Below are 22,490 nucleotides of genomic sequence, written 5' to 3'. Positions count from 1 at the left end.
CACGTGCTCTGGGCGCCACCGGGTTGCGGAGCCCACGGGCGCGACGGGACCGCCGGTCACTCTGGGCGCGCTCGGCAGACTGCTACGGGTGGCTGATGCCGTCGCGCTCGGCGGTGGATCTGGGTCAGGTTGCGGGCAGGATCAGTGCAGGCAGCGCGGCGGCGATCCGTTCGAGCAGGACCTCTCGGGACAGCCCGGCGGGGTCCTCGAGCCACGCGAGCACGGCGTCCTCGGCGAGCGCGGCCCAGGACCGCGCCAGCAGTCTGGTCGCCGGGGTGTCCTGGACGCCGAGTGCCTCGGTGGCGTCGATCCTCTCGAACAGGCGGTCGGTCAGCGCTCGTCGGGCATCCTCATAGATCGTCTGCAGCTCCTCGTTGCCGCCCTGGGCGGCCCGGACGAGAGACAAGTAGCCGGCGTGGTTCTGCGTGACGTAGTCCAGGTAGGCGGCCAGGGACGCCATCAGCTGCTCGGTCGGGTCGGCCAGGTCCATCGGAGCGGTGATCGCGTAGATGTCCGCGACGGCACGTCGTACGACGGCGACGTGGAAGTCCTGCTTGTTGCCGAAGTAGTGGTAGAGCAGCCCTCGCGAGATTCCGGCGTGGTCGGCCAGGAGCTCGATGGAGAGCTCCTCGAGAGGATGGGTCGCCAGCAACCGGACGCCGATCTCGAGCAGCTGCTCGCGGCGGCCCTCCTTGCTCATCCGGACCCGCGTGGTCGTCGTCATGTGAGCCACGATACTGAACTTTGTTCAACACGGCTATTGACGGTGGTTCAACAGCCTCCGTACGCTCGTTCCATGACCCAGTCCGCCGCTGAGCCCCTGTCCGCACCCCGTCCCCTCCCCGGCCAGGTGCGCACCCTGGTCGTCGGCGCCGGCTTCGCCGGCCTCGGCATGGCCATCAAGCTCCAGGAGTCCGCAGACACGGACTTCCTGGTCATCGACAAGGGCGAGGAGGTGGGCGGCACCTGGCGCGACAACACCTACCCCGGGGCCGCCTGCGATGTGCCCTCGCAGCTCTACTCGTACTCGTTCGCGCTCAACCCGGACTGGTCACAGACCTACTCGCCGCAGCCCGAGATCCAGCAGTACATCCGCAACGTCGCCGACCGGGCCGGCGTGCTCGACCGGTTCGCGTTCGGGACCGCTGCCGAGGACGCGCGCTGGGACGAGGACACGCGTCGGTGGCGGGTGACCACCTCGCGAGGTCCCGTCGAGGCAGAGGTGCTGGTGCTCGCCGCCGGCGCGCTCTCCGAGCCGAAGCTCCCCGACATCGAGGGCATCGAGGGCTTCCAGGGCGCGGTCTTCCACTCCGCGCAGTGGGACCACGACTACGACCTCAGCGGCAAGCGCGTCGCGGTCATCGGCACGGGCGCCTCGGCCATCCAGATCGTTCCCGAGCTCGCCAAGGTCGCTGCACACCTTGACGTCTACCAGCGCACCGCGCCGTGGGTGATGCCACGGATGCAGCGCCCGTACACCCGTGTGGAGAAGGCGATCTTCCGGCACGTCCCCGGCGCCCAGCGGCTTCAGCGGACGGCGATCTACTGGCTGATGGAGGGAATGGTCGGTCCGCCGCTGCACCACAACCCCCGCTTCGGGTTCCATCTGGCCCGGCTGTGCCGGGCGAACATCTCCCGCGCAATCAAGGATCCTGAGCTCAAGGCGAAGGTGACGCCGCACTTCACCGTGGGCTGCAAGCGGATCCTGTTCTCCAACGACTGGTACCCGGCGCTGGCGCGGCCCGACGTCGACCTTGTCACCGACCCGATCGCCAAGGTCACCGCGCACGGGATCGTCACTGCGGACGGCACTGAGCGCGACATCGACGCGCTGGTGATCGCGACGGGCTTCCACACGACCGACCTACCGATCGCGGAGCACGTCGCCGGCCGCGACGGGGTGACCCTCGCCGGCTATTTCGACACCCACGGCATGCAGGCCTACAAGGGCGCCACGGTCTCGGGGTTCCCGAACATGTTCTTCATCGTCGGCCCGAACACCGGGCTGGGCCACTCCAGCATGGTCTTCATGATCGAGGCGCAGATCGCCTACATCATGGACGCGCTGCGCACGATGGAGGAGCACGGCTGGGCCACGGTCGAGCCGAAGCCCGATGCCCAGCGCGCCTGGAACGACGACCTGCAGACCCGGATGCGCAGGACCGTGTGGACCACCGGCGGCTGCTCGAGCTGGTATCTGGACAAGCACGGCCGGAACACCACGCTCTGGCCACGCACCACCTTCAAGTTCCGCGACCTGCTCAAGAGCTTCGACCCCGAACAGTACGTCGTCACAGCCACCGAGCCCGCCAACGAAGAGGAGCGAGTCGCATGAAGTCACTGGAGGACAAGGTCGTCGTCGTCACCGGCGCCGGATCGGGCATCGGCCGTGCCGTCGCCCTCAACGTCGCCGCGAAGGGCGCCCTGCTCGCGGTCTCGGACTGGAACGAGGACGGGCTGGCCGAGACCGTCGAGCTGCTGAAGGAGGCCGGAGCGCGCGGGATCAAGGCCGACCGGCTCGACGTGAGCGACAAGGACGCGTTCGTCGCCTACGCCACCGCCGTCAAGGAGCACTACGGCCGGGTCAACGTCGTCGTCAACAATGCCGGTGTCTCACACTCGGGTCCGGTCACCGCGATGGAGTACGCCGACTTCGAATGGATCGTCGGCATCAACTTCTGGGGCGTCGTCTACGGCACCCGCGAGTTCCTCCCGCACCTGATCGAGTCGGGCGACGGACACCTGGTGAACATCTCCTCACTGTTCGGCCTGGTGTCGATGCCCGGCCAGTCGACGTACAACGCCACGAAGTACGCCGTGCGGGGCTTCACCGAGGCGGTCCGCGAGGACATGATCCTCGGCAAGCACAAGGTCGGCGTCACCTGCGTCCACCCCGGCGGCATCAAGACCGGGATCGCCCGCAACGGCCGCACCACCGCCGGCGAGGATCACGACAAGCTCGCTGCCACCTTCGACGCGAAGCTGGCCCGGATGACACCGGACAAGGCGGCCGCGATCATCGTGGACGGCATGCTCGCCGGCAAGGCGCGAGTGCTCGTCGGCGCCGATGCCCACGCCATCCACTGGACCGGCAAGCTGCTCGGCTCCCGCTACCAGGATGTGTTCGCCCGGGCCGCCCGGCTCGTGCTGCCGCGCTGAGTTACTTTTCCCAGGTTGGGAACCCGAAGTCACTCTTCACACACCAGAGTCGGTGTGTGAAGTCGACTCTTGGGTTCCTAACCTGGGAAAAGTCATGTCCCGAAGGCGCGCGATCCGGGCGGCGGCAGCGGCTCGGTCGAAGGGCGGGGCGTCGGCCTGCACCCGTGCGAGTACGTCGGCACACGACCGGACTGCACCCTCGACGACATCGTCGGGGTAGCCCAGGGAGAGGCGATGCTCGGCGAACTCGTCCTCGTCATCGACCCACACGCGCCCGCTGACACCGCGGATCACGTCGAGGTCGAGGTCGACGCAGCGGATGGTGTCGCCGTGCCAGGTCGCGGGACCGGTGATGTCGACGTAGGTGTCGACCGGGCGGTCGGGATCGTCGTCGTAGAAGGTGGCGACCCACCAGGCGTCGTGGGGCACCAGGACGACGTGCGGCGCGGTGGCGTGGAAGCCGGCACCGGGACGGGACAGCCAGGTCCCCCGCGGCAGCCCGACCCACTGGCCGATCCCGTCGGCGCCGAGCCAGACCGCGTCGAACTCCCAGTGCGGCGAGTCCGGCCACTTGCGGGTCTCGAGCCGGACCACGCGCGGCTGGGGGCTCGTCGTCACCCGGTCACGGTATCGCCGCGAGGAACCCCGAGGTGGCAGGCTCGACCCATGCCCGAACGCAACGTCCTCGGCGACGAGCTCGAGCCGTGCAGCACCGACCCCCTGACCGGCTACCACCGCGACGGGACCTGCACGTGTGGTCCCGACGACGTCGGCCTGCACGCGGTCTGCGCGGTGATGACCACCGAGTTCCTCGCCCACCAGCGCTCGGTGGGCAACGACCTGGTCACCCCGCGCCCGGAGTGGGGCTTTCCTGGCCTGCACCCGGGCGACCGTTGGTGCGTGGTCGCCCTCCGCTGGCGGCAGGCGTACGACGACGGGGCCGCTGCGCCGGTCGTGCTCGCGGCCACCAGTGAGCGCGCGCTCGACGTCATCGACCTGGCCATGCTGCGCGAGCACGCCGTCGACGTCCCCGACGATCCCGGCGCGCTGCTCTGAGACCCCACGGTGTGGAACGATCGTCGGGTGGCGATCGAGTTCGCGCAGGGCACGCCGGGCACGCTCGGGGTCGAGTGGGAGTTCGCCCTGGTCGACCGACACAGCCGCGACCTGGTCAACGTCGCCGACCCGCTGTTCCGGGCGTTCGGCGAGCGGCACGGGCCGAACCCCCACCTGCACAAGGAGCTGCTGCGCAACTCCGTCGAGCTGACCTCCGGCGTGTGCCGCACCACGGACGAGGCGGTCGCGGACCTGATCGCACTGATCGACGACGTCCGACCGCTTGCGGCCGAGCTCGGTGCGGACCTCTACAGCGCCGGAACGCATCCGTTCGCGGAGTGGTCGCACCAGCTGCTGACGCCCGGGCACCGCTACGAAGAGCTGATGGAGCGCACCCAGTGGTGGGGCCGTCAGATGCTGATCTGGGGCGTCCACGTGCACGTCGGGGTACGGCGAGACCACGTGATGCCGATCGTCTCCGCCGTGCTCAACCAGTTCCCCCATCTCCAGGCGCTCAGCGCGTCGTCGCCGATCTGGGCCGGGCACGACACCAGCTACGCGAGCAACCGCGCGATGATGTTCCAGCAGCTGCCCACCGCCGGACTGCCCTTCCAGTTCGACACCTGGTCGGGCTTCGAGGGGTACGCCGACGACCTGCTCGTGACCGGGGTGATCGAGGAGGTCGACGAGATCCGCTGGGACGTCCGACCGGCGCCGCGGCTGGGAACGGTCGAGGTGCGGATCTGTGACGGCGTGTCGACCTACGACGAGATGCGTGCCCTGGTGGCGCTGACGCACTGTCTGGTGGTCGATCTCAGCGACCGGCTCGACCGCGGGGAGCCCCTGGCGGTGCTGCCGCCCTGGCACGTCCAGGAGAACAAGTGGCGGGCGGCACGCTACGGCCTGGATGCCTGGATCATCCTCGACGAGCAGTCCCACGAGCGGTTGCTCCTCGACGACCTGGCCGACGTGCTCGAGCGCCTCACCCCGGTCGCCCGTCGACTGGGCTGCGCCGACGCGCTCGGGCTCGTCGAGGAGATCCCGCGACGGGGCGCGTCGTACCAGCGGCAGCGCCGCGTCGCCCAGCAGACCGATGGAGACCTGGTCGCGGTGGTCGACTCGGTGGTGCGCGAGCTCGGCTGACCGCCAGCACGGAGGGCCTGGCTCGCACAGGCTCTCGCGCCGACTCAGCGCTTGGGCAGGGTGCGGCTGCGACCGTGCATCATGGTCAGCAGCTGGACGAACCGCTGGTCCTGCTGGGGCGTGCGCCGGAAGGTGGTCAGCTCCATCGGCGTGGTGAACCGGCGCCGCGCGATCGCGTGTGCGTAGGTGAACTCCTTGAGACCGTCGGGACCGTGGATCCGGCCGAAGCCCGACTCGCCGATGCCGCCGAACGGCAGCGAGGGGATCCCCGCGAAGGAGATCACCGAGTTGATCGCGGTCATCCCCGACCGGATCCGTGAGGCGATCTCCATGCCGCGGGACCGGGAGAACACCGTCGACCCGAGGCCGTAGTGGGTGTCGTTGGCCAGCCGCACGGCCTCGTCCATGTCGCGCACCTTGCAGACGGTCATTGTCGGACCGAAGGTCTCCTCCTGCACCGCTGCGGAGTCCTCGGGGACGTCGACGAGGATCGTCGGCTGGACGAACCGCTCCCCCACCGCCTCCGGCCCACCGAGTACGGCGCGGCCGCCGTGCGCGATCGCGTCGTCGATGTGGCGGCGGATGATGTCGATCTGCCCGGGCATCGTGATCGGGCCGATCTTGCTCTCGCTCGACGCGTCGGCGGTGACCTGGCGGGTCTTGTCGACCAGCTCGGCGAGGAAGTCGTCGTACACCCGCTCGTGGACGTAGACCCGCTCCACCCCTGCGCACGTCTGGCCGGCGTTGCTGCAGGCGCCCCACACGGCGGCGTCGACGGCTGCGTCGAGGTCGGCGTCCTCGTCGACGATCATCGCGTCCTTGCCCCCGGCTTCGATCAGCACCGGCGTCAGAGTCTCCGCGCAGGCGGCCATCACCCGGCGGCCGGTGGCCGGGGAGCCGGTGAAGGCGAGCTTGTTGACCCCCGCTCGACACAGCGCGGCACCGGTCTCCCCCAGCCCGGTGACCACCTGCAGGACGGGCTGGTCGCACACCTCGGCGAACGAGTTCGCGAGCCAGACCCCGACGCCGGGGGTGTACTCACTCGGCTTGAACACCACCGTGTTGCCGGCTGCGAGGGCGTAGGCGATCGAGCCCATCGGCGTGAAGATCGGGTAGTTCCACGGTCCGATCACGCCGACCACGCCCAGGGGGCGGTACTCGACCGTCGCCGCCATGTTCGCCATCAGCATCCCCGAGCTGCGCCGTTTGCGGCCGAGCACCTTGCCCGCGTGGCCCGCTGCCCAGCCGAGGTGATCGATGGCGAGTCCGGCTTCGAGCACCGCGTCACTGTGCGGCTTGCCGGTCTCGCGGTGCGCCACGTCGGCCAACTGGTGGACCCGACGGGTGAGGACGCCCTTCCAGCGGGTCAGGACCTCGGCGCGCTCGTCGTAGGACATCGCGCCCCACCAGGCCGCGGCCTCACGAGCACGGCCCACGGCTTCGTCGACGGCGGCGGCGTCGTGGACCGGGTGAGTGCCGACCACGTCTCCGGTGCGCGGGTCGAGCGAGTCGAAGGTGGTCACCGGTGGCGCGAGCTGCTCGCTGTGCGTACTCATCGGTCGCTCCTGATCAGGTCGGCCGCCTTCTCGGCAACCATGATGGTGGGTGCGTTGGTGTTCCCCCGGGGTACGACGGGCATCACGGACGCATCGACGACCCGCAGGTCATCGACCCCGCGGACCCGCAGGTCCGGGTCGACCACGGCGTCCTCGCCCGTGCCCATGGCGCAGGTCGCGACGGGGTGGAAGAGGGTCTGGGTCCACCGCCGGATGTGCTCGACGAGATCGTCGTCGGTGGGGTTCTCGGGGAGCTGCCAGGGCCGGCCGAGGTGACGCGCGAGTGGTCCTTGGGTGCAGATGTCCCACACCCGTCGCGCACCGGCGAGCATCGTGTCGAGGTCGGCGGTGTCGTCGAAGTAGCCGGCGTCGATCTCGGGCTGCCAGGCGGGGTCTGCCGACCGGAGCCGCAGCTGACCGCGGCTCGCCACGGCAACGAGCGTGGGGGCGGCGGTGAACATCCGCTGGTTGGGCTCGTGGAAGCCGTTGTCGTAGAAGCCGGACGGCGCGACGTGGTACTGGATGTCGGGAGCGGTCAGGTCGTCGCGGGTGCGCAGGAAGCCGCCGCCCTCGCCGACGTTGGAGGTCAGCGGCCCGGTCCCGCGCGCCTTCCAGCGCAGCAGGTTGCGGACGTTGTTGAAGTCGGCAAGGTCGGTCGTGTCGTGGGTGTGCCAGAGGAACGGCGTGGCCGGGTGGTCCTGCAGCCGCTGACCGACGCCGGGGACGTCGGCCACCACATCGATGCCGAACTCGCGCAGGTGGGCGGCCGGACCGATGCCGGAGAGCATCAACAGGTGCGGGCTGTTGACCGCACCCCCGCAGAGCAGCACCTCGCGGCGCGCGGTGACTGTCGTCTCTCGGCCGCCATGCCGGTAGCGGACGCCGCCGGCGCGGTCGCCGTCGACCTCGATCCGTGTGGCGAGGGCGCCCGCGACCACCCGCAGGTTGGGTCGCCCGAGGTTGGGCTCGAGGTAGCCGTGGTACGTCGACCAGCGGCGGCCCTTGTGACAGGTGACCTGGTAGATGCCGGCGCCCTCCTGCTCGGCGCCGTTGAAGTCGTCGTTGCGCTTCAGCCCGGCGCCGACCGCGCTGTCCACCCACAGCTGGGTCAGCTCGTGCGTCCAGCGCCGGTCCTCGACGTGCAGCGGGCCGGATTGGCCGTGGAAGGGCGCGCCGAAGCGCGAGTTCGCCTCGGCCCGGACGAAGTAGGGCAGCACGTCGTCATAGCCCCAGCCGGTGGCGCCGTACTCGTCACGCCAGGCATCGTAGTCGGCTCGATTCCCGCGGATGTAGATCATCGCGTTCATCGCCGAGCACCCGCCCAGGGCCTTCATCCGGGGCCAGTACGCCGTCCTGCCGTGCAGCTGCTTCTGCGGGGTGGTCGAGTAGTTCCAGTCCCACCGGGTCCGGAAGAGCGACGCGAACGCCGCCGGGATGGCGATCTCGTCGGCCACCGGCTCCGGGCCCGCCTCGAGCAGCACGACCTCGACCCCGGGATCCTCGCTGAGCCGGGCAGCGAGCACCGCTCCCGCGCTGCCGCCGCCGACCACCACGTAGTCCGCAGAGCTCGCCGTTCGGTCCGTCGTACCCGCCATCGGCACCCCATTCGTCGAACACGCCACCGTGCGGCGAACCTATACCCACGCCTGCCGACAGGGTAGAAAGCCATCATGACTACCCGGGTCTTCCTGCTCGACGACCACGAGCTCGTTCGCCGCGGCCTGATCGACCTCCTCTCGGCCGAGGACGACATCGAGGTCGTCGGCGAGGCCGGCACCGTGGCTGAGGCGCGCGCACGCATCCCGGCCGCACGTCCGGACGTCGCGATCCTCGACGCGCGCCTCCCCGACGGCAGCGGCATCGACCTGTGCCGGGATGTCCGCTCCACCAACCCGGCGGTCAAGGCGCTGATCCTGACGAGCTACGACGACGACACCGCCCTGTTCGCCGCGATCCTCGCCGGGGCCTCGGGCTACGTGCTCAAGGAGATCACCAACAGCGCGCTGCTCGACGCCGTACGACGGGTCGCGGCCGGCCAGTCGCTCATCGACCCCTCGCTCACCGCCCGGGTGCTGGAGCGGGTCCGTCGCGGGACCGAGGAGCACGAGGAGCTGGCCGCGCTCACCAGCCAGGAGCGCAAGATCCTTGTCCTCATCGCCGAGGGTCTGACCAACCGGCAGATCGGGGTCCGGATGTTCCTCGCCGAGAAGACCGTGAAGAACTACGTCTCGAGCATCTTGTCCAAGCTCGGTCTGGAGAGCCGTACCCAGGCTGCGGTGCTGGCCACCCGGCTGCTCCGCTGAACGAGCCGCACCCGTGGGACCAAGGTCCCTGCGCGCAGGTGCCGCTCGGCACTGCCTCACGCGCCTCCCCGGAGCGACCCTTGTGGTGAGGGTTCGACCCATGGACGAGGTCGACGAAGGAGGAGGAGTCAGATGAGCACCACCACACAGGTTCCGAGGAAGGTCACCCGGCGCGGCGAACGGTCGATTCCACGACAGGCACATGGCCGGACCGAGTCCACTGTGGAGGACGCGACTGCCGTCGTCGCGCTGCACGCGACAGCACGCCGGGCGCTGGCCCTGCTCCGGCTCGGCTTCGGACTGACGTTCCTCTGGGCATTCTTCGACAAGCTGCTCGCCCTGGGCTTCGGCACCGGCCGCGACGCGGCGACCGGTCAGGTCGACCGCCTCGGCCCGGCTGCCTGGATCCACGGCGGTAGCCCGACAGAGGGGTTCTTGAAGTTCGGGGTCGCCCCGAGCAACTGGTTCCACGGCGTCTTCACCTCGATGGCCGGGTCCGCCTGGGCCGACTGGCTGTTCATGCTCGGGCTCCTCGGCCTCGGCGTCGCCCTGACGGCCGGGGTCGGGATGCGGCTCGCGGCGATCAGCGGCGTCACGCTCTACCTGCTGATGTGGACCGCATCGTTCCCACTGGCCAACCACCCCTTCATCGACGAACACCTGCTCGGGGCGGTCAGCGTGGTGGCGCTCGCCGCGACCCTTGCCGGAGACACCTGGGGACTGGGCCGGGTCTGGGGCCGCACCGGCCTGGTCCGCCGTCACCCGATCCTCCGCTGAACAGACCTGCGAGGCCTGGGACGTCCCGGTCAGTCGACCGGGACGTCCCAGCGCATCCGGGTCCCCGCCCCCTCGGAGGCCCGACCGACCTCGAAGGTCCCGCCCAGGCGGCCCGCCCGGCTGCGTAGGTTGCGCAACCCACTCTCGACGGGCTGGTCGGGCAGGCCGACTCCGTCGTCGGCGACGGTGAGGCGCAATCGGTGCGCGTCCGCCGCCAGCTCGACCCGGGTGGCGCTCGCGTGGGCGTGTCGCGCCACGTTGGACAACGCCTCGCGGAGCACGATCACCACCTGCTCGGCCAGCTCGGGTCCGACCGCGGTGTCCACCGGGCCGTCGGTGCGCAGCACCGGGCGATGACCGAGCGGCTCGACGTACTCCTCGAGCACCGCCTGGAGATCGCTGCGCAGCCCGCCCGTCGCCTCGGAGCGCTGCAGGTCGAAGATGGTGCTCCTGATCTCGCGGATGGTCACGTCCAAGGACTCCACGGCCTGGTCGATCCTCTGCAGGACGCCGTCGTCCGAGGTCGCCCGCCGGACCCCCTGCAGCTGCAGACCGGTCGCGAACAACCTCTGGATGACCACGTCATGCAGGTCGCGCGCGATCCGCTCGCGGTCGGCCCCCAGCAGGAGCTCCTCACGCTCGCCGAGTGCGCGTGCCCGGTCCACGGCCAGGGTCACCTGGTCGACGAACGTGGAGACCAGCTCGGTCATCGCGGATCCCACCGGCTCGTCCCCCACGACCACCACGGCACCCCCTTGGTCGAAGTGCTCGCGCAACGGGACCACGAGAGCGTGGTTGATGCCGAAGGTCGCCTGGCGCACCACCCCGTGCAGCCCCGCGGCCGCACGCACCTGTCCGCTGAGCGCAGGCATCAGCACGTTCAAGAAGTCCGAGCGGGGGCCGTCTACGACCTCGACCACGATCTCGTCGCCCACCAGTCGGACGACCGCCACCGCACTCGCGCCGGCGAGTCGGCGCACGCTGATCGCCATCTGCCCGACGGCGGTCTCGACGCTGCCGTCGTCCTGGAGCAGGGCACCGATCTGGGCGACCGACTCCAGCCAGACCCGGCGTCGCTCGGTGCGCTCGAAGGTGCGCGCGTTGTCGATCACGTGCGCCGCGCCGGTCGCCAGCACGCCCACCAACCGCTCATCCAGCTCGGTGAAGGCGCCCGCGCCACGCTTGTCGCACAGGTAGAGGTTCCCGAAGATCGTGCCACGCACGTGGATGGGGACGCCCAGGAAGCTCTCCATCGGCGGATGGTTCGGCGGGAAGCCCACCGACCCGGGATGGTCCTGCAGTCTGCGTAGCCGGAGCGGGCGCGGGTCATCGATCAGCAGCCCGAGAATGCCCCGTCCCTGGGGCGGGTCGCCGAGGAGCGACCGCACGTCGGGCTCGATCCCGTGCGTGATGAACTGCGCGAGCCGGGCCCGGTCGCCGCCGAGGACCCCCAGGGCGCCGTACCGCGCACCGGTCAGGTCGCAGGCGGCCCGGACCAGGCGCTCCAGCACCCGAGGAAGGTCGAGGTCGGTGCTCACCGCCACCAACGCGTCGACCAGGCCCTGGGTCGGCCCGTCGAGCCGGACCTCGTCGGGCTCGCTGAACATGGTGGCCACGCTACCGAGCGGTGGCCCGGGCGGGATCGCACGCGTCACCGTCGGAGTCCCGTCAACGCGACGCGTCTCGCGCACCCGGAGTGCTGAGCGCGCCGGAGAGCCAGCCGCCACCCAGACGCCGGCCGGTCAACTCACGCCACTCGAGGCGGAGGTACATCGAGCGCACGCCGGCCGCCCACGGCTGGGGGTCGAGCGCAGTGCGGATCTGCTCGATCTCGTCGAGGTCGTCGATGCGCTGGGCCCGACCGTGGGCGACCACGCTCCAGCCCTCCTCGAGGTCGATGTCGAAGTCGTCGACCTCGAAGGCCAGGAGGGCGTCCGGCCCGTAGGTGCCCAGCTCGCTGTACGGCGCGGTACGGATGATGATCGCGTCGTCGAAGACGCCGTAGTTGACCGGGACGATCCGCGGGCCTCGCGGCGTGGACAGCGCCACTCGCCCGATCACTCCCGCAGACAGGCCCTGCAGGCATTCCTCGAAAGTCAGCTCAACCGGTGTACGACTCACGACGTCCTCCTTCGTGCCATGGCGCCATCATCCCCCAGCCGACGGCGGCCCGAATGGGCCCAAAGTCCCCTCCTCGGAGGGCCACGCACCCAGGCCCGTGCATTCCGGCCCCAAACAGGACATCATCGGCCACGAGACGAGAGGTGACCCCTATGGCCATGACGATCGACCCCACATCGCTTGCCTTCCTGCTCGCCGAGAATCGCAACCAGCCGATGCACGTCGCCGGGCTGCAGCTCTTCGACCCGCCCGACGGGGCCTCCCCGGACTTCGCGCGGGAGATGTTCGAGGCCGCGATCGCCGTCGACGAGGTGGCTCCGCTCTTCCGCCGGCGCCCGTTCTACTCGATCGGCACCCTGGGCCAGTGGGTGTGGACCGAGGACAAGCAGTTCGACATCGAGCACCACGTCCGGCACAACGCACTCCCCCGGCCCGGACGGGTGCGTGAGCTGCTGGAGCTGGTGAGCCGGCTGCACGGCACCATGCTCGCCCGCGAGCGGCCGCTGTGGGAGATGCACCTGGTCGAGGGCCTCGCCGACGGTCGGATGGCGATGTACACCAAGGTCCACCACGCCCTGGTCGACGGAATCTCGGCGATGCGGCTGATGGAGAGCACCCTGAGCAGCGACCCCGCCAAGCGGAACATGCAACTGCCCTTCGCGGCCCGCCCGCCGAGCCGCTCGGCGACGAGTCCGGAGTCGGACCGGCGGCTGGCCGACGTACCGATCAGCGCACTGCGCACCGCACTCGGGCTCACCGCCGAGGCGGCAGGGCTGCCGGCAGTGCTGATCCGCACCCTCGCCAAGGGGATCCGCAACGAGACCTCGGCAGTCTCCCTGCATGCCCCGCGGACGATGTTCAACGTCAACATCACCGGGTCCCGCCGGTTCGCCGCGCAGGGCTGGCCGCTGGAGCGGATCCGGGGCGTCTCCAAGGCATCCGGGACGACCATGAACGACGTCGTGCTCGCGATGTGCGCCGGCGCGGTGCGCACCTACCTGCTCGAGCTCAACGCCCTGCCCGACACCTCGCTGGTGTCGATGGTCCCGGTGGGGCTGAGCTCCCGCAAGGCGAGCTCGATGTCGGGCGAGGGTGGCAACGCCGTCGGCGCCGTCATGGTCAAGCTCGGTACCGACCTTGCCGACCCCGCTGAGCGGCTGGAGTCGGTGCACCGGTCGATGAAGGACGGCAAGGCGGCGCTCGCGTCGATGACACCGAACCAGATCGTGGCGATGTCGGCCCTGGGCATGGCGCCCTCCCTGGTGATCCCGATGCTGCGGCTCAACGGGATCGCCCGTCCGCCGTTCAACCTCATCATCAGCAACGTCCCAGGCCCGCGCGCGGTCCAGTACTTCAACGGCGCCCGGCTCACCGGGACCTACCCGGTCTCCGTGCCGATGCAGGGCATGGCGCTGAACATCACCTGCAACAGCTACGCCGACGACATGGAGTTCGGACTGACCGGCTGCCGACGCAGTGTCCCGCACCTGCAGCGGCTGCTGGTGCACCTCGACGACGAGCTGGCCGCATTGGAGAAGGCCGCGGGCGTCGGCTGACCCGGTGCTCCGAGGGTCAGGCGGCCGAGGCCACCACGCCGCTGAGGACCACGGCGGCGTCGCTGCGCACGTCGGAGCGGACCGCCGGGACCGTGTCGGGCACTGGCGACTCGATCACCGCGACCTCGTCACTGGTCAACCGCAGCACCGTCGACAGCGGCACCCCGAGGGCGTCGCACAGGGCCGCCAGCAGCTCGGACGAGGCCTCCTTCTGGCCACGCTCGACCTCGGAGATGTAGCCCAGGCTGATCCGGGCAGCTCCGGACAGCTCGCGCAGCGTCATGCCGCGCCGCATCCGCTCGGCGCGCAGCACCGTGCCCAGTGACTCACGCAACAGCACCGATTCGGCCACCATGACTGCTCCCCTCTCGTCCGACGGGTGCAACGCTACCCGGCGGCCGAATCATCCCGCGTGATCACCCGCGGGTCGGACCAGCGTGGGCGTACCTCCCGCGGCGGTGCACCAGCCAGTCGGCGTCGCCGACCCGCAGCTCCTCGATCGCCGCGGTCACCATCCACGACCACCCCACGTCACGGCCGTCCTCGAGGCGGACCGACGCCCAGGTGGTCGCCGTCTCCAGCCGAGGCCCATGCGGGGAGTCCAGGAAGGAGCGCAGTCGGAACGGACCACCGGGAGCGGGCGCGGTGCCGCCGAAGGCGTCGGCGAGGTCCCGGTCGGCCCAGGCCAGGAGGTGGACCACGGCGCGCCCGGTCTCACGCAACCGGTCCGACAGGTCGGAGTCGGGGTCCAGCGCCGCGACGAAGTGGCCGGGCTCGCCGGCCACCACCGCGTACGACGACACCGTCAACCCGGCCGCGCCGGCACCGAGCACACCGCTGGTCCACAACGAGACCGTGGCGCCGACCCGGCCACGCAGCCGTCGTACGTCATCGACGTGGGGATCCAGGAACGGGTGCTCATGATGAATGGTCATCCCAGCACCTCGACGGCATCGCCGACGGCGATCCGCTCGCCCGCACCGTCGGGCACCAGGTTGACGCCGAACAGCAGGCCGCCGTCGATGTTGCGGTGCCTGGCCAGGCTCGCCAGGGGCTCGCGCCCGCGCCGACCCGTCAGCGGGTCGGTGGTGGTGATCACGCAGCGCGCACAGGGCTTGACCGAACGGAACTGCGCCGCCCCGATCCGCAGCAGCCGCCAGCCGTCCTCGGCCCACGGCTCCACGTCCTCGACGACGACACTGGGCCGGAACCTGGACATCGGCAGCGGGCCCTCCGCGGCGTGCGGACCGGCTGCCACCCAGGTCTCGAGCTGTTCGAGCGACGACGTGCTGGTCAGCAACAGCGGGTAGCCGTCAGCGAAGGAGACCCGATCCGCAGGACGTCCGTGGCGCGGGTCCACCGGCCGCCGGGTGGGGTCGTCGAGGAAGACCAGGCGAACCGCAACGCCGAGCAGCTCGCTCAGCCAGCTGCTCGCCTCCGGCCCCGCAGGGGTGGCTTTCACGGTGTCGCCCCAGACCGTGACCTCGACCAGCGGCTCCTCGGGCCGGGCCGCGACGGCCCGCCGATCGCAGCGCAGCAGCACGCCGTCCGCCGTCAGCGTCGGGCGCACGCGGAGCAGGGCCGGCGCCTCGCGGGCGGTCAGGGCGCGGCCTTCGGCGTCGACGACCATCCACCGGCGGTCGCCGGCCAGCCCCCAGGGCTCGACGACCGCGCTGGTGAGGTCCTCTCCGCCCATCGACTTCACCGGGTAGCGGTGGACCGAGTGGACCCTCACGATGCCTTGCGGTCCCTCTCGGCACCGTCCCGCGGGGCGGCTCCGGCACTCCGGGCCTCCCGGTCGGCGCGCTTGGCCTCCTCCTTGGCCCGGCTGGCGTACATGTCGACGTACTCCTGACCCGAGAGGCGCATGATCTCGTACATGATCTCGTCGGTGATCGACCGGAGGATGTAGCGGTCGTTCTCCATCCCCTCGTAGCGGGAGAAGTCCAGCGGCTTGCCGAAGCGCACCAGCGGCCGGGTCAGCCGGCCGAAGGTCTTGCCCGGAGGGGCGATCGCGTCTGTGCCCACTACGCCCACGGGGATCACCGGCACCCCGGTCTCCAGCGCGAGCCGGGCCACGCCGGTCTTGCCGCGGTACAACCGGCCGTCGTGGGAGCGGGTGCCCTCGGGGTAGATGCCGAACATCTCCCCATTGGCCAGCACGGACTTTGCCGACATCAGCGCACCCTCGGCCGCGTTGGCTCCCGATCGGTCGATCGGGATCTGCCCGGCACCTCTGAAGAAGGTCTTCTGCAGCCATCCCTTGATGCCGGGGCTGGTGAAGTACTCGGCCTTGGCCACGAAGCTCACCCGGCGCGGCAGGGTGAGCGGCATGAACAGCCAGTCGGCGTAGGACAGGTGGTTGCTGGCGAGGATCACCGGCCCCTCCTCGGGGACGTTCTCGAGACCGGCCACCCGGGGTCGAAAGACCACACGCAGCATGGGGCCGAGGGCAATCCACTTCAGGAACCAGTAGAACAAGCCGAGTCCTCCCGATAACGCGCCGTCGCCGCCCACACCCTAGCCCCTCCACCGGGCGCGTGAAACGATGGAGGTCCCCACCCGACCACCCCGCCAGGAGACTCCGTGAGTGCAGACGTCCGCATTCCGCCGTACTCGTCGGAGGGGCGGGCCGGATCCGCCGGACGCCGCGTCGGAGTGCTGCTGAGCCACGGCTTCACCGGCTCCCCGGCCTCGATGACTCCATGGGGCGAGTACCTCGCCGCGCAGGGGTACGCGGTGGAGGTCCCCCGGCTCCCCGGACACGGCACCAGCGTGCAGGACATGCTGCGCACCCGCTGGGACGACTGGGCAGCAGAGGTCGAGCGGACGTACGCCGCCCTGGCGGCCCGCACCGACGCTGTGGTGGTCGGGGGCCTCTCGATGGGCGGCACGCTGGCGCTCCACCTCGCCGAGCAGCACCCCGAGATCGCCGGCGTGGTCCTGGTCAACGCGGCGGTGGCCAGCACCAACAGACAACTCCTCGCCGTACCGCTGCTCAAGCACGTCGTGCGGTCGATGCCGGCCATCGGCAACGACATCAAGAAGCCCGGCGTCGACGAGGCCGCCTACGATCGGACCCCGCTCAAGCCACTGGCCTCGATGACGGCAGCCTGGAAGCGGGTCCGTGCCGACCTCGACCGGATCACCTGCCCGCTGCTGCTCTTCCGCTCCGCTGAGGACCATGTGGTGGACCCGTCGTCGGGCCGGATCATCCTCGGTGGCGTCTCCTCACGCGACCTCACCGAGCGGCTGCTCACGAACAGCTACCACGTCGCCACCATCGACAACGACGCCGAGCAGATCTACGAGGAGAGTGCGGCCTTCGTCGCGCGGGTGACCTCCGATGGCTGACCAGCCGGATCCCGACCGCGACCTTCCGGCCGGCGACCAGGACTCTGTCTGGCGCGAGATCGTCGCCAACTACGGCGAGCCCGCCCTCAAGGACGACCTGACCGGGCAGGACTGGGATCGGGCCCTCGACCGCAGCCAGCAGGAGGCGCGTGCCCAGCCGGAGCCGGACCCCCCTGCGACCTGGGTCGACGAACCGCAGGAGCACTACGTGCCCCCGCCGCCACCGCCCGCCCCCCGGCCCACCGGACCGCGCGGCGCCGCCTGGATCGCCCTGTTCGGCTCGCCCTCGATCGCCCTGGTCTGCATCCTGCTGCGGATCAGCCTGCCGTCCTGGGCCTCCCTGCTGCTGTTCTGCGCGTTCGTGGGCGGCTTCGGTTACCTGGTGGCCACGATGCGCAAGGGTGACGACGACGATCCGTGGGACGACGGTGCGGTCGTCTGAGGGACCGCGCGTTCAGCGAGCGGGCGTGCGGGCCAGGTCGGCGACGCCGAGCATCCCGGCTCGGTTGCCCAGGCTGGCGAGGCGGATCTCGGCCGTCGGACGGTGACCACGCCCGGTCAGGAGCCGGCCGAAGGTCTCCCGGACGGGTCCGACGAGCAGCTCGCCGGCCTCGCTGACGCCCCCACCGATCACCACCACGGTCGGGTCGAGGATCGCAGCCAGGGAGGCGATACCGGCCCCCAGCCAGGTGCCGATCTCCTTGATCTGGTCGATCGCGAACTGGTCGCCGGCGGCCGCTGCGGCACTGATCATCGGCCCGTCGATGTCGTCCGGGTCGCCGCCGGCGCGCGCGACCAGGTCGCTGGCCAGCAATGACTGTGCGGCCTCGGTGCGGGTGTTCTTGACGAGCGCGTTGCCCGAGCCGTAGGGCTCCCAGCAGCCGTGGTTGCCGCAGCCGCACAGCCGCCCGTCCGGTACGACGCGCATGTGCCCGACCTCGGCACCGATGCCGAAGCCACCGCGCATCAGCTGGCCGTCAAGGACCACGCCGCCGCCGATGCCGGTGCCGACGGTGATCAGCAACAGGTCGTCGACATCGGCGCCCGCACCGAATCGGAACTCCCCCCACGCCGCCGCGTTCGCATCGTTCTCGATGACCACCGGGAGCTTCAGCCGGGTCTCCAGGTCGGCCCGCAGCGGCTCGTCTCGCCACGCCAGGTTGGGGGCGAAGAGCACCGTCGAACGGTCCCGGTCGACGAACCCTGCCGCGGCGACGCCGATGCCGCGGACCGCGCCCTCGGCGGTCGCGGTCAGCTCCTCGACCAGGTCGGCGATGGTGGCGACGATCGCACTCGAGTCGGTCGCCGGCGACTCTCGCCTGGCGGAGCCGAGCAGGGTGCCGTCCTCGCTGACCAGGCCACCGGCGATCTTGGTGCCGCCGACGTCGACGCCGATGCTCAGGTGCTGCGTGCCGTGCGTTGCCACTCAGGAGTCCTCCCAGTCGGAGCCGTCGTCCAGGTCGATCTTCTGCACCGGACCGGACTCGTCCGTCGGGACGTGACTGGCCAGCATGCCCGCCGCGGCCTGGGCGAGGGCGTTCGCGGCGATGGCCAGGTTCGTGCGCACCTCCGGGCTGGTCGCACGCACTGCGTGGATCACCTGGCACACCGGACAGTAGACGCAGTCCTTCGACCCCGTGGCGATGTGCTCGTTGAGGTTGTGCAGCGACTCCGACGCGGCGGTCGCGACCCCGGAGGCGGCACCGGCGTACTGGCTGCCCTGCTCCTTGGCGAAGCCGGACAGCGCCGCCAACAGCGCGGCGGCCTCCTCGGCGACGCTGCCGACCGGCGGCCTGCCGGAGGCATCCTGCTCGTCGTCGGCGCGATCATCGGTCACGGGTGGATCCCTCCTCGAACCTGAACCGTACCTGCAGGGCGCCATCCTCGACACGAGCGCCGGTGACCGTCTGCCGGGCCAGCGCCACGGGCAGCGCCAGCAGCCGCCGGTACGACCCGACGGTCACGACGAGCTCGTCGCCGTGCCGAGCGAGGTCGACGTCCTCCCGGCTCGCGAAGGGCAGCGCGATGCTGAGCACGGCACCGCTGTCGGTCCGTCGGACGCTCATCGGCCCCTCGTCCTCGAGCAGGGCGAACGGGTCGTCGTCGCCGTACGCCGCGGCCGCGAAGGACGCCAGAGCGTCCGCTCCGACGGGCTCGCCCGGCTGGTACGCCGACACCCAGATGGGCAGACCGGCGAACGAGTGCCGGATCTCGTCGAGCACCTCGGACTGCGCGCGCACCCAGCCTGCCAGCCACTCATCGCTCCCGGAGGGGAACACCCGGTTCGCCACGACCCCGTCCACCCGGTAGCCGTACAGCGAGAGGGTGGTCAGCGAACGGCGCGCCTCCGCCACGACGACGGCCTCCGGGGTGAGCACCAGCCGCACCGTGGCGTCCTTGCCGCTGAGGATCTGCTGCACCTCCGACAGGTCGTGGTGCAGTCGCTGGACCGCGTCGAAGACGGACTCCTCCGGCATCGGCACGCCGGCCGCGCGAGTGAGGACGGGACGGAGAGCCTTGACCACCCGGCGTTGGACGCCGAAGACGCGGTTCATGTACCAGCCGAGCGCCTCGGGCAGTGCGAGCAGGCGCAGGGTCTCGGCGGTCGGCGCGCAGTCCACCACGATGAGGTCCCACCGGTCCCCCACCGCGTGCGAGCGGAGCTCGAGGAGGGCGAGCACCTCCTCGGCCCCCGGCACCACGGTGAGCTCCTCCGCGGTGATCGGGTCGACCCCGACCGTGTCCAGCACGCTGCGCAGGTAGCCCTGGATCTCGCCCCAGGAGTGCTCGAAGCGGCGCTGGGCGTCGACCTGTTGGACCCACAGTCCTTCCTCGACCTGGGTGGGCTCGGCACCGATGGCGACGCCGAACGTGTCAGCGAGCGAGTGGGCAGCGTCGGTGGACAGCACGAGGGTGCGGCTGCCCGACCGGGCCGCGAGCGTCGCCGTGCCCGCCGCCGTCGTGGTCTTGCCGACGCCCCCCTTGCCGGTGAAGAGGATGATCCGCGGAGCCACAGCGGCTCAGCCGAGCGACTCGACGCGCTTCTTCAGCCCCTTCAGCGCGCTGTCGATGATCACCTTCTCGGCCTTGCGCCGCAGCATCCCGATCATCGGGATCGCGACCTCCACAGTGAGCCGGTAGGTGACCTCGGTCCCGGTCCCGGCGGGGCTCAGCTCGTAGGCCCCCTGCATGGCCTTGAGCATCTTGCCCTCGACCAGGTGCCAGTGCACGGCCCGGTCACCGTCCCAGTCGTAGCCCAAGACATAGGTGTCCTTGATCGGGGTCGCCTCGAGCTCGAAGTGGACCTGCTCGGCCCGCCCGTCGGCACCGGCGCTGAGCACGTCGACCTGCTTCATGCCCTGGGCCCAGGTCGGGTACGCCGGGAAGTCCGCGATCACCGCCATCACCCGCTCGGCGGGGGCCTCGATGAGGATGCTCGACGTGGTCTGCTCGGCCATGTCGGACAGGCTATCCGAGTCCGGGCCCCGAGGATCGTCCCGTCAGCGCGGCGGACGCACGGTCCGGCTGCTGGTCGCCGTACTCCTCAGGGTGCGCAGTCGGTAACGTCAGCCCCACCACCCGAGCAGATCCCGTCGCCGGCTCACGTCGGCACCACCCGCGAGGAGGCGCCCCGTGCGTGAGTACTCCACCCCCCTCGAGGTGACCGTCCCGCAGATCGGCAACCTGGCCGACGACGTGGTGGCCAACGGCACCGAGCACCCCGATGCCGTCGTGCTGAGCCGCCGCGACGGCACCGCTTGGCGTGACGTCACTGCGGCAACCCTGCTCGCCGAGGTGCGGGCGACGGCGAAGGGCCTCATCGCGGCCGGCGTCCAGCCCGGGGACCGGGTCGCCCTGATGTCCAAGACCCGCTACGAGTGGACCGTCCTGGACTACGCCATCTGGTACGCCGGGGCGGCCAGCGTGCCCATCTACGAGACATCGAGCGCCGAGCAGGTGCGCTGGATCCTGGCGGACTCAGGGGCGCGGGCCGTTCTCGCCGAGACGCCCGATCACATGAGCCGGGTCAGCGAGGTCCGGGAGGGTCTGGACGACCTGCACAACGTCTGGTCCATCGAGGGCGGGGCGCTCGACGTGCTGCACACCCTCGGCGAGGACGTCCCTGACGCCGACCTCGAGGCGCGACGCTCCGGCACCGGACCGGACGCACTGGCCACGCTGATCTACACGTCAGGAACGACGGGCCGTCCCAAGGGCTGCATGCTGACCCACGCGAACTTCCTGTTCGAGGCCACCGTCGCCATCGAGGAGCTGGACCGGCTCTTCAGGCCCGAGGAGGGGGAGGATCCGCCGTCCACGCTGCTGTTCCTCCCGCTGGCGCACGTCTTCGCGCGGATCATCGAGGTCGGCTGCATCCGCGCCCGGGTCCGGATGGGGCACTCCGCCGACGTACGCAACCTGCTCGAGGACTTCGCCGGGTTCCGGCCGACCTTCATCCTGGCGGTGCCCCGCGTCTTCGAGAAGGTCTTCAACACCGCGTCCCAACGTGCTGTCGCCGACGGCAAGGGCCGCGTCTTCCAGCGCGCGTCGGAGGCAGCGATCGCCTGGTCGCGCGCCCAGGACACCGGCCGCGCCGGACTCCTCACCAGGGCACAGCACGCGGTCTTCGACCGACTCGTGTACGGCCGGCTGCGCACCGCGCTCGGCGGGAACTGCGAGTATGCCGTCTCCGGGGGCGCTCCGCTGGGTGAGCGCCTCGGCCACTTCTACCGCGGCGTGGGGGTCAACGTCCTGGAGGGCTATGGCCTGACGGAGACCACCGCAGCCCTGACGGTGAACCTTCCCGACGCCCAGCGGATCGGCACTGTGGGACGCCCTGTCCAGGGCACCTCGGTCCGGGTGGCCGACGACGGCGAGCTGCTCTTCCGTGGCGGGCAGGTCTTCGCCGGCTATTGGAACAATCCGCGGGCCACCAGCGACGCCATCGACGGCGACGGCTGGTTCCACACCGGCGACGTCGGGGAGATCGACGACGAGGGCTTCGTCCGGATCACAGGTCGCAAGAAGGAGATCCTGGTCACCGCAGGCGGCAAGAACGTCGCTCCCGCGGTGCTCGAGGACCGGCTCCGAGCCCACGCGCTGGTCGACCAGTGCATCGTGGTCGGCGACGGCCAGCCGTTCATCGCGGCCCTGGTGACCGTCGACGAGGAGGCCTTCGAGGCCTGGGCCCGGCAGCACGACAAGTCCGGCCCGCTCGCCGAGCTCGTCGACGACCCTGACCTCCGTGCCGAGATCGAGGCTGCGGTCGAGGACGCCAACAAGGCGGTCTCGAAGGCGGAGTCGATCCGCAAGTTCACGATCCTTCCGGTCAGTTGGACCGAGGAGGGCGGCCAGCTGACGCCCAGCCTCAAGCTGAAGCGCAACGTGGTCATGCGGGAGTGCGCGGACGACGTCGAGGCGCTCTACGCGCGCTGACGCGCTCAGCAGCCTCGATGGCTCCCCGG

General features: G+C 70.7%; 24 protein-coding genes. 10 read left to right on the top strand and 14 right to left on the bottom strand.

Translation table 11 applies throughout. The annotated features are described in order from the left end of the window. Positions 1 to 124: 124 nt before the first annotated feature. On the bottom strand, positions 125 to 724 hold the full coding sequence (locus Q9R13_RS01060) for a TetR/AcrR family transcriptional regulator (protein WP_310963186.1): 600 nt from the start codon (positions 722 to 724) through the stop codon (positions 125 to 127). Positions 725 to 796: 72 nt separating this feature from the next. On the opposite strand from Q9R13_RS01060, the gene Q9R13_RS01055 reads away from it, so the two are divergent. Continuing rightward, positions 797 to 2,335 carry a flavin-containing monooxygenase gene (locus Q9R13_RS01055; protein WP_310963185.1) on the top strand — a complete coding sequence of 513 codons (1,539 nt, stop codon included), beginning with the start codon at positions 797 to 799 and terminating at the stop codon, positions 2,333 to 2,335. Next, positions 2,332 to 3,159: an SDR family NAD(P)-dependent oxidoreductase gene (locus tag Q9R13_RS01050; RefSeq protein WP_310963184.1), complete on the top strand. Its 828-nt coding sequence runs from the start codon at positions 2,332 to 2,334 to the stop codon at positions 3,157 to 3,159. Before Q9R13_RS01055 ends, Q9R13_RS01050 begins: the two co-directional genes overlap by 4 nt. 36 nt (positions 3,160 to 3,195) lie before the next feature. On the opposite strand, the gene Q9R13_RS01045 is transcribed toward Q9R13_RS01050, so the two are convergent. Beyond that, positions 3,196 to 3,777: a DUF402 domain-containing protein gene (locus Q9R13_RS01045; protein WP_310963183.1), complete on the bottom strand. Its 582-nt coding sequence runs from the start codon at positions 3,775 to 3,777 to the stop codon at positions 3,196 to 3,198. A 48-nt stretch (positions 3,778 to 3,825) separates the two neighbouring features. Between Q9R13_RS01045 and Q9R13_RS01040 the strand changes: the two genes are divergently transcribed. Together Q9R13_RS01040 and Q9R13_RS01035 are read left to right on the top strand one after the other, a co-directional pair. Then, positions 3,826 to 4,215 (top strand): DUF2237 family protein, encoded by a 390-nt coding sequence (locus tag Q9R13_RS01040; protein WP_310963182.1) that lies wholly within the window; start codon positions 3,826 to 3,828, stop codon positions 4,213 to 4,215. A 27-nt stretch (positions 4,216 to 4,242) separates the two neighbouring features. Continuing rightward, positions 4,243 to 5,358 (top strand): glutamate--cysteine ligase, encoded by a 1,116-nt coding sequence (locus tag Q9R13_RS01035; protein WP_310963181.1) that lies wholly within the window; start codon positions 4,243 to 4,245, stop codon positions 5,356 to 5,358. Positions 5,359 to 5,402: 44 nt separating this feature from the next. Here Q9R13_RS01035 and Q9R13_RS01030 read toward each other — a convergent pair whose 3' ends face one another. Both Q9R13_RS01030 and Q9R13_RS01025 read right to left on the bottom strand, forming a co-directional pair. Next, entirely contained in the window at positions 5,403 to 6,914 is a 1,512-nt protein-coding gene (locus Q9R13_RS01030; RefSeq protein ID WP_310963180.1) for an aldehyde dehydrogenase family protein, read from the bottom strand. Beyond that, positions 6,911 to 8,509, bottom strand: a complete 1,599-nt coding sequence (locus Q9R13_RS01025; protein ID WP_310963179.1) for a GMC family oxidoreductase — start codon at positions 8,507 to 8,509, stop codon at positions 6,911 to 6,913. Before Q9R13_RS01025 ends, Q9R13_RS01030 begins: the two co-directional genes overlap by 4 nt. A gap of 75 nt (positions 8,510 to 8,584) precedes the next feature. Here Q9R13_RS01025 and Q9R13_RS01020 point away from each other — a divergent pair, with 75 nt between their 5' ends. Together Q9R13_RS01020 and Q9R13_RS01015 are read left to right on the top strand one after the other, a co-directional pair. After that, positions 8,585 to 9,217, top strand: coding sequence for a response regulator transcription factor (locus Q9R13_RS01020; RefSeq protein WP_310963178.1), 633 nt, complete (start codon positions 8,585 to 8,587; stop codon positions 9,215 to 9,217). A gap of 132 nt (positions 9,218 to 9,349) precedes the next feature. Beyond that, complete coding sequence (locus Q9R13_RS01015; RefSeq protein ID WP_310963177.1) at positions 9,350 to 9,994, top strand: hypothetical protein; 645 nt, start codon at positions 9,350 to 9,352, stop codon at positions 9,992 to 9,994. A gap of 29 nt (positions 9,995 to 10,023) precedes the next feature. On the opposite strand, the gene Q9R13_RS01010 is transcribed toward Q9R13_RS01015, so the two are convergent. Beyond that, positions 10,024 to 11,601, bottom strand: coding sequence for a GAF domain-containing sensor histidine kinase (locus Q9R13_RS01010; protein WP_310963176.1), 1,578 nt, complete (start codon positions 11,599 to 11,601; stop codon positions 10,024 to 10,026). Positions 11,602 to 11,662: 61 nt separating this feature from the next. Then, positions 11,663 to 12,115: a pyridoxamine 5'-phosphate oxidase family protein gene (locus tag Q9R13_RS01005; protein WP_310963175.1), complete on the bottom strand. Its 453-nt coding sequence runs from the start codon at positions 12,113 to 12,115 to the stop codon at positions 11,663 to 11,665. A gap of 152 nt (positions 12,116 to 12,267) precedes the next feature. On the opposite strand from Q9R13_RS01005, the gene Q9R13_RS01000 reads away from it, so the two are divergent. Next, positions 12,268 to 13,671 carry a WS/DGAT/MGAT family O-acyltransferase gene (locus Q9R13_RS01000; RefSeq protein ID WP_310963174.1) on the top strand — a complete coding sequence of 468 codons (1,404 nt, stop codon included), beginning with the start codon at positions 12,268 to 12,270 and terminating at the stop codon, positions 13,669 to 13,671. Between the two features lie 16 nt (positions 13,672 to 13,687). Here the strand turns inward: Q9R13_RS01000 and Q9R13_RS00995 are convergent, their stop codons facing one another. From Q9R13_RS00995 to Q9R13_RS00980, 4 genes are all read right to left on the bottom strand, one after another. Continuing rightward, a complete protein-coding gene (locus Q9R13_RS00995; RefSeq protein ID WP_310963173.1) occupies positions 13,688 to 14,026 on the bottom strand; it encodes a helix-turn-helix domain-containing protein in 339 nt (112 codons plus the stop codon). Positions 14,027 to 14,087: 61 nt separating this feature from the next. After that, positions 14,088 to 14,606, bottom strand: coding sequence for a flavin reductase family protein (locus Q9R13_RS00990; protein ID WP_310963172.1), 519 nt, complete (start codon positions 14,604 to 14,606; stop codon positions 14,088 to 14,090). Beyond that, positions 14,603 to 15,406 (bottom strand): MOSC domain-containing protein, encoded by an 804-nt coding sequence (locus Q9R13_RS00985; RefSeq protein ID WP_310963171.1) that lies wholly within the window; start codon positions 15,404 to 15,406, stop codon positions 14,603 to 14,605. The genes Q9R13_RS00990 and Q9R13_RS00985 overlap by 4 nt, the downstream gene beginning before the upstream one ends. Next, positions 15,403 to 16,113 carry a lysophospholipid acyltransferase family protein gene (locus Q9R13_RS00980; protein WP_310963170.1) on the bottom strand — a complete coding sequence of 237 codons (711 nt, stop codon included), beginning with the start codon at positions 16,111 to 16,113 and terminating at the stop codon, positions 15,403 to 15,405. The genes Q9R13_RS00985 and Q9R13_RS00980 overlap by 4 nt, the downstream gene beginning before the upstream one ends. A gap of 144 nt (positions 16,114 to 16,257) precedes the next feature. Here Q9R13_RS00980 and Q9R13_RS00975 point away from each other — a divergent pair, with 144 nt between their 5' ends. Then, the gene (locus Q9R13_RS00975; RefSeq protein WP_310963169.1) at positions 16,258 to 17,025 is read left to right on the top strand and encodes an alpha/beta hydrolase; all 768 of its coding nucleotides are present in this window, start codon (positions 16,258 to 16,260) and stop codon (positions 17,023 to 17,025) included. After that, positions 17,018 to 17,467: a hypothetical protein gene (locus Q9R13_RS00970; RefSeq protein WP_310963167.1), complete on the top strand. Its 450-nt coding sequence runs from the start codon at positions 17,018 to 17,020 to the stop codon at positions 17,465 to 17,467. Before Q9R13_RS00975 ends, Q9R13_RS00970 begins: the two co-directional genes overlap by 8 nt. Positions 17,468 to 17,479: 12 nt before the next feature. Here Q9R13_RS00970 and Q9R13_RS00965 read toward each other — a convergent pair whose 3' ends face one another. Genes Q9R13_RS00965 through Q9R13_RS00950 form a run of 4 tightly spaced genes read right to left on the bottom strand, consistent with a single transcriptional unit; the run spans position 17,480 to position 20,483 of the window. After that, on the bottom strand, positions 17,480 to 18,451 hold the full coding sequence (locus Q9R13_RS00965; protein ID WP_310963166.1) for an ROK family glucokinase: 972 nt from the start codon (positions 18,449 to 18,451) through the stop codon (positions 17,480 to 17,482). Beyond that, positions 18,452 to 18,862 (bottom strand): hypothetical protein, encoded by a 411-nt coding sequence (locus Q9R13_RS00960; protein ID WP_310963165.1) that lies wholly within the window; start codon positions 18,860 to 18,862, stop codon positions 18,452 to 18,454. It abuts the gene before it with no gap. Beyond that, entirely contained in the window at positions 18,852 to 20,039 is a 1,188-nt protein-coding gene (locus Q9R13_RS00955; protein ID WP_310963164.1) for an ArsA family ATPase, read from the bottom strand. The genes Q9R13_RS00960 and Q9R13_RS00955 overlap by 11 nt, the downstream gene beginning before the upstream one ends. Positions 20,040 to 20,045: 6 nt before the next feature. Continuing rightward, the gene (locus tag Q9R13_RS00950) at positions 20,046 to 20,483 is read right to left on the bottom strand and encodes an SRPBCC family protein (protein ID WP_310963163.1); all 438 of its coding nucleotides are present in this window, start codon (positions 20,481 to 20,483) and stop codon (positions 20,046 to 20,048) included. 175 nt (positions 20,484 to 20,658) lie between these two features. Here Q9R13_RS00950 and Q9R13_RS00945 point away from each other — a divergent pair, with 175 nt between their 5' ends. Then, positions 20,659 to 22,461: an AMP-dependent synthetase/ligase gene (locus Q9R13_RS00945; protein WP_310963162.1), complete on the top strand. Its 1,803-nt coding sequence runs from the start codon at positions 20,659 to 20,661 to the stop codon at positions 22,459 to 22,461. Positions 22,462 to 22,490: the final 29 nt, after the last annotated feature.

Origin of the sequence: Nocardioides marmorisolisilvae (assembly GCF_031656915.1) — a bacterium.
Lineage (GTDB): Bacteria > Actinomycetota > Actinomycetes > Propionibacteriales > Nocardioidaceae > Marmoricola > Marmoricola terrisoli.
The sequence above is the reverse complement of the archived record's forward strand: the minus strand, read 5'-3'. Positions and strand labels throughout refer to the sequence as shown.

Bases quoted from the DNA above. Each gene is read 5' to 3' on its own strand.
- Q9R13_RS01060 (WP_310963186.1), bottom strand. From the start codon at position 724: ATGACGACGACCACGCGGGTCCGGATGAGCAAGGAGGGCCGCCGCGAG.
- Q9R13_RS01055 (WP_310963185.1), top strand. From the start codon at position 797: ATGACCCAGTCCGCCGCTGAGCCCCTGTCCGCACCCCGTCCCCTCCCC.
- Q9R13_RS01050 (WP_310963184.1), top strand. From the start codon at position 2,332: ATGAAGTCACTGGAGGACAAGGTCGTCGTCGTCACCGGCGCCGGATCG.
- Q9R13_RS01040 (WP_310963182.1), top strand. From the start codon at position 3,826: ATGCCCGAACGCAACGTCCTCGGCGACGAGCTCGAGCCGTGCAGCACC.
- Q9R13_RS01030 (WP_310963180.1), bottom strand. From the start codon at position 6,914: ATGAGTACGCACAGCGAGCAGCTCGCGCCACCGGTGACCACCTTCGAC.
- Q9R13_RS01025 (WP_310963179.1), bottom strand. From the start codon at position 8,509: ATGGCGGGTACGACGGACCGAACGGCGAGCTCTGCGGACTACGTGGTG.
- Q9R13_RS01020 (WP_310963178.1), top strand. From the start codon at position 8,585: ATGACTACCCGGGTCTTCCTGCTCGACGACCACGAGCTCGTTCGCCGC.
- Q9R13_RS01015 (WP_310963177.1), top strand. From the start codon at position 9,350: ATGAGCACCACCACACAGGTTCCGAGGAAGGTCACCCGGCGCGGCGAA.
- Q9R13_RS01010 (WP_310963176.1), bottom strand. From the start codon at position 11,601: ATGTTCAGCGAGCCCGACGAGGTCCGGCTCGACGGGCCGACCCAGGGC.
- Q9R13_RS01000 (WP_310963174.1), top strand. From the start codon at position 12,268: ATGGCCATGACGATCGACCCCACATCGCTTGCCTTCCTGCTCGCCGAG.
- Q9R13_RS00995 (WP_310963173.1), bottom strand. From the start codon at position 14,026: ATGGTGGCCGAATCGGTGCTGTTGCGTGAGTCACTGGGCACGGTGCTG.
- Q9R13_RS00990 (WP_310963172.1), bottom strand. From the start codon at position 14,606: ATGACCATTCATCATGAGCACCCGTTCCTGGATCCCCACGTCGATGAC.
- Q9R13_RS00980 (WP_310963170.1), bottom strand. From the start codon at position 16,113: ATGCTGCGTGTGGTCTTTCGACCCCGGGTGGCCGGTCTCGAGAACGTC.
- Q9R13_RS00970 (WP_310963167.1), top strand. From the start codon at position 17,018: ATGGCTGACCAGCCGGATCCCGACCGCGACCTTCCGGCCGGCGACCAG.
- Q9R13_RS00950 (WP_310963163.1), bottom strand. From the start codon at position 20,483: ATGGCCGAGCAGACCACGTCGAGCATCCTCATCGAGGCCCCCGCCGAG.